The organism is Pseudanabaena cinerea FACHB-1277 (assembly GCF_014696345.1).
In the GTDB taxonomy this organism is placed as follows: domain Bacteria; phylum Cyanobacteriota; class Cyanobacteriia; order Pseudanabaenales; family Pseudanabaenaceae; genus Pseudanabaena; species Pseudanabaena cinerea.
The window spans coordinates 1-4,630 of sequence record NZ_JACJPY010000155.1 but is presented as its reverse complement, the minus strand read 5'-3'; the positions used below and the strand labels follow the sequence as shown (position 1 = coordinate 4,630).

The window sequence follows — 4,630 nt, the reverse complement described above, 5'->3', positions numbered from 1 at the left end:
TATTGAAACTAGCTCCCAATAAGTTAACCTACTATCAACGAGGTAAGAGGGCTATGCAGCTTGTCACGGCTACGTTTTAGATGTCTTTGTCACCCCCTCAGGAAGAAAGTAGCGATCTACAAAAAGTATCTTAAGCAACTTTGATCGCATCAATGCCAAAAGCAACCCGAAATGAGCCGAATTTTATGCAGATGGACAATAATCACGAATCAGAGGACAAAATGCTTCCTGAATATGACTTTAGCAAGATGAAAGGTGGCGTTAGAGGCAAATACGTTGAACGCTACAGAACAGGAACTAATGTAGTCTTGCTCGATCCTGATGTTGCACAAGCTTTCCCCACAAGTGACTCAGTTAACGAAGCACTGTGATTACTCATCCAAATTTCTTAAAGGCAGAAAGCCTGAAGGTATTCTAAAACTATTGGTGAGAATGGCTAAAAAAAGAACCGTCAGAAGCGAGCATTAGGGTGTGATCGCTTAGAAAACAGGCAAAAAAGAACTTTTACTCATTTCATGAAAATGTACTTTTTGCTTAGGGATCGTCACCATTGAAAATAAATTTCAATTTATTTATCTCTCAATAAAGCAATAAATCCTTCCTGTTGAAAATGGTGATCGTGGGTCAGAACTTGATCAATGCTCTTTTCCTTAAACATCTACAACATTAAACACTCGCATTATTATTCTTTATCTGCTTAGTTTAGCCTCTAAGCCAAAAACAATTCAACTAAGTTGAAGGTTGCCTGAGTTTTCTGCGCCACTAAGGACTCAATTGATAGTATTGTTGCAGTTAGGCATAAAATTGCTCATGGCAAAAATATTAGTATTACTTATTCTAAGGATGCAAGACTATTATAAAAATGCGTTAAAACTTGTAAATCTTCTAGAAAAGTAATGTAATCAATAAACATAATCAGTTACTTTGTTTAATAATTTTATTTTAAAATTAGAATATTATCAGATAATGGATCAACAAAGGGATCGAAAAAGAATTTTATTTGTTAGTTATACTGCCATGTTGGGTGGTGGTGAACTATGTTTATTAGATTTTGCCAAAGCCTATCGAGATAGTAGTGAAGTGCTATTGCTAACCGATGGAGTCCTTAAAACCCGTTTAGAATCTTTGGGCGTAAGGGTAAATTTATTAACCTCTAGCAAGCGATCGCTGGCGGCGGTGAAAGCATCTAGTGGACTCGCCTCATTAAAATCCATTGGTGAATTATGGCGACTAGGGCGGCAGGTTGCTCAAAAGAGCAAAGATTTTGATTTAATTCATGCTAACAACCAAAAGGGCTTTGTCGTAGCGGCGATCGCCCGATTCTTGGGTGGTGCGCCTGTAGTTTGGCATCTCCACGATATTCTCACCGCCGATATTTTTAGCCCCCTCAATCGCCGCATTGCTGTCACCCTCGCCAACTGGTGCGCCACAAGGGTAATGGTCAACTCCCAAGCTACTGCCGACGCTTTTATAGCCGCAGGGGGGAACTCGCGCTTACTTCGCACGGTTCACAATGGGTTTGATAGTGAAGTATTTGATCGGGTGAAGGATAATCAAGCGGGACTACGCGAAGAACTTCGCATTCCCCGCGATCGCCCTTTAGTGGGCATATTTAGCCGCATCTCCTATTGGAAGGGGCAGCAGGTTCTATTAGAAGCGGCGATGCAACTGCCTAATGTACATTTATTGCTAGTTGGCGATGCGCTTTTTGGTGAGGCAGAATATGCGGAACGGCTGAAAAATATGGCGATGCAGGACAGTCTCAAAGGGCGAGTGCATTGGCTGGGCTTCCATGAAGATATTCCTGCGTTGATGAAAGCCTGTGACCTAATTGTTCATTGTTCTACTGCACCCGAACCCTTTGGGCGGGTAGTTGTGGAAGCTCAGCTTGCCAAACGTCCTGCGATCGCCACTATTGGCGGCGGCACTAGCGAAATTATTGAGGATCGGGTTACAGGCTTATTGATTCCTGCCAACGATCCGCAGTTATTAGCACAGGCAATCCAAGATATTCTCAGCGATCGCGATTTTGCCAATAAACTCACCGCCGCCGCCTATGAGCAAGCGAAGACTAAATTTTCCATTTCATCGGTTTGTGCGGAATTTGAAATGGCGATCGCGGGGATTTAAGCGGCACTATGAGTAGTACTAAACAACGATTAAAAATCTTGTTGATTTCGATCACGTTTGAGGGAATCGTCTATGGCTTGCCAGTCAACTTCACCAGCGATCAAGTCTTGGCTCAACTTGCCATGCTCTAAACAAATGAGCCGATCGCACCATGATTGCACTAAATCCAATTGATGATTAATCATAATCACGGTCATTGGCTGGGAATCATGGGCTTGTTCTGTCAGGATATCTAAAAGCAAGTGGGATAAACCTCGATCTAGGGCAGAAGTGGGTTCATCTAATAATAGAATCTCTGGCTGCATCACCAATGCCCTTGCGATCGCCACCCATTGCCTTTGTCCTAACGATAATTCTCGTTCACCGCGATTTAATAATTGGCGATCGATTTGCAATTTATCGATCCATGTTTTGAGTCTTGCATCAATTGCTTGGGCATTTAGCTTTTGGTTTTGCAGATGTAAAGGATAGGCGATCGCCTCCTTGACCTGCATCCCTAGCAAAGTTGGCTCCTGCGGCACAAGCACCACCCGCCGCCGCAGGGTTTGAATGGGAATTTCTTGAATATTTTGCAAAGCGTCACGATCTCTCAGCATCATGGCAATCATGCCTTGGGACGGATCGATCAGGCGATTAAGCAAGCGCAAAAATGTAGTTTTGCCCGATCCCGTTGCCCCAATCAGCGCTGTCCGACTCCCTCTATCGATCGCCACAGAGATATCAGTTAAAAGTGTCTGCAACTTAGTTTGATAACTGACTTGATGGGTGGCGATCGCCACAGTTGGGCAAATAATACTAGAAATGGCTGAAACCTTTTGCATGATCAAATTGTCTTAGGGGAGTAGGATCAACAGATAACTCGTGTCAAACAAAAAATGGCATAGTCATTTTCTGTTTCTAAAACCGTTACTAGGTTAGGAAAATCATATATGCTCCTGTCAAATAGTATTGCATCCCGTCAGCGATCGTCAGATCAGCGGCTACTAGATCAACGATTATCGCAAAGGCATCGACTAACTTTGCTCTTTACAGGCTTATCGGTATTAGCGATCGCTGCGCCTACCCCCATATCTGCACAAACTACCCAAGCCACTGTCCAAGAAATACTAGATGGCAATCAAGTATTTATTCAAAATAGACGCGCTGCGGTCAAGGATGTGGCAAGACAGCAGCAACAGGTACGCACGGGCAATTCTCGAACATCTTTATTGTTTAATAGTGGAGCCGTTGCTAGGCTGTCACCTAACTCTGTTCTCAATATTGGTCAATGTGCGCGGTTGCGCCGTGGTTCTATTTTGGTCAATGGCGCGGTGAATGCCTGCTCTGCTTCAATTACAACGGGTGTACGCGGGACAACCTATCTATTAGAAGTTGATGAGGCGGGTGGACAGCAGGTGAAAGTATTGGAAGGTGAGGTATTGGTAACTCGAAACTCTGAGCCAATTAAAGATGAAGCAGAAGCTATGCCCTCTGAGGTCAATCCCCAACCTACCACGATTAAGCCAAGCAGTGCCAAGCCAACTTCAGCCCCCATTGATAAGTCCAAAGATCTAGATGACTCTTCTGATTCTTCAACCGCCTCTCCAAGAAGTTTTCCTTCCGCAGGAAGTAATCCGATCAATCCTAGACAACTAGAGCCTTTGAAGGTCGATTCTGCTAATGGTCAGCCTATTTTGAGAATAGAAGGTGAAACTACGCCAAATTCTAGTTCTCAAAAAACACCACAGCAAGATACGGTTATTTTGAAGGCAGGTGAAAAAGTGGCAATCAAAGAGGATGGTATTCTAGGCGTTATTCAGCAAATTACCGAAAATGAGTTTGTGGGTTTACTGAATGGTTCATTGTTTAATGGGTTTAAAAATCAAATTCCAGGAATTGATAAGCTACGCTCTAGCTTTAACAATCTCTTCCCAGGCGTTGATTTTCCCATTTCCATTCCCAATATCCCTAAACCGAGTTTACCTGTGCCGAGTTTGCCTAGATTTCCCTTCTAGTATTCGCAATTAGAACGACACCGTACAAAAACTATCATCAGGACTCTCAGCAATTTCTGTGGTGGTGCGATCGCTAAATTTCTAAACTGGGATATAAAGCGATCGCCCATCTATGCATTAGATTTGCTCAGGATTGATACCCATCGGGCTGAGATAATTCGCTAATTTTTTCTTCTGTTGACGTTCTTGCAGCCGCCAATTCAAGGATAAAATGCAACGCCTAGAGAGCTTTACACAAAGGAATTCACAAGGATATTCTGATATTAATCACAATAATTAGGATATCCCCGTAAGCTTTAAGCATCTTAGCACCACAGAAACATGATCACGGAAGTAAAGCAGCGAGTCTAGAGCAGATCGTAGGTCGAATGAAACTGGTAGAGTCGATCGCCAAGGGCATTTATTAGACCTGTTGGGAAATAAAAGTAAAGTACAGAAAGGGTTTTACTTTTTCCATCCATTTTTAAGCAGAATCTAAATAGAAGTTCCATAAACCAGCAGCATTC

Annotated in this window: 4 protein-coding genes; 3 read left to right on the top strand and 1 reads right to left on the bottom strand. The window is 43.0% G+C overall.

Going from position 1 to position 4,630, the window contains the following annotated elements:
- Window positions 1–185: 185 nt before the first annotated feature.
- Entirely contained in the window at window positions 186–371 is a 186-nt protein-coding gene (locus H6F44_RS22240) for a hypothetical protein (protein WP_190353269.1), read from the top strand.
- Between the two features lie 595 nt (window positions 372–966).
- The gene (locus H6F44_RS22235) at window positions 967–2,130 is read left to right on the top strand and encodes a glycosyltransferase family 4 protein (RefSeq protein ID WP_190353268.1); all 1,164 of its coding nucleotides are present in this window, start codon (window positions 967–969) and stop codon (window positions 2,128–2,130) included.
- Between the two features lie 29 nt (window positions 2,131–2,159).
- Here the strand turns inward: H6F44_RS22235 and H6F44_RS22230 are convergent, their stop codons facing one another.
- The gene (locus tag H6F44_RS22230; RefSeq protein WP_190353267.1) at window positions 2,160–2,951 is read right to left on the bottom strand and encodes an ABC transporter ATP-binding protein; all 792 of its coding nucleotides are present in this window, start codon (window positions 2,949–2,951) and stop codon (window positions 2,160–2,162) included.
- A 108-nt stretch (window positions 2,952–3,059) separates the two neighbouring features.
- Between H6F44_RS22230 and H6F44_RS22225 the strand changes: the two genes are divergently transcribed.
- Window positions 3,060–4,124: a FecR family protein gene (locus H6F44_RS22225; protein WP_190353266.1), complete on the top strand. Its 1,065-nt coding sequence runs from the start codon at window positions 3,060–3,062 to the stop codon at window positions 4,122–4,124.
- Window positions 4,125–4,630: the final 506 nt, after the last annotated feature.

Excerpts from the sequence above, each read along its gene's own strand:
- H6F44_RS22240 (WP_190353269.1), top strand. The coding sequence starts at position 186 with ATGCAGATGGACAATAATCACGAATCAGAGGACAAAATGCTTCCTGAA.
- H6F44_RS22235 (WP_190353268.1), top strand. The coding sequence starts at position 967 with ATGGATCAACAAAGGGATCGAAAAAGAATTTTATTTGTTAGTTATACT.
- H6F44_RS22230 (WP_190353267.1), bottom strand. The coding sequence starts at position 2,951 with ATGCAAAAGGTTTCAGCCATTTCTAGTATTATTTGCCCAACTGTGGCG.
- H6F44_RS22225 (WP_190353266.1), top strand. The coding sequence starts at position 3,060 with ATGCTCCTGTCAAATAGTATTGCATCCCGTCAGCGATCGTCAGATCAG.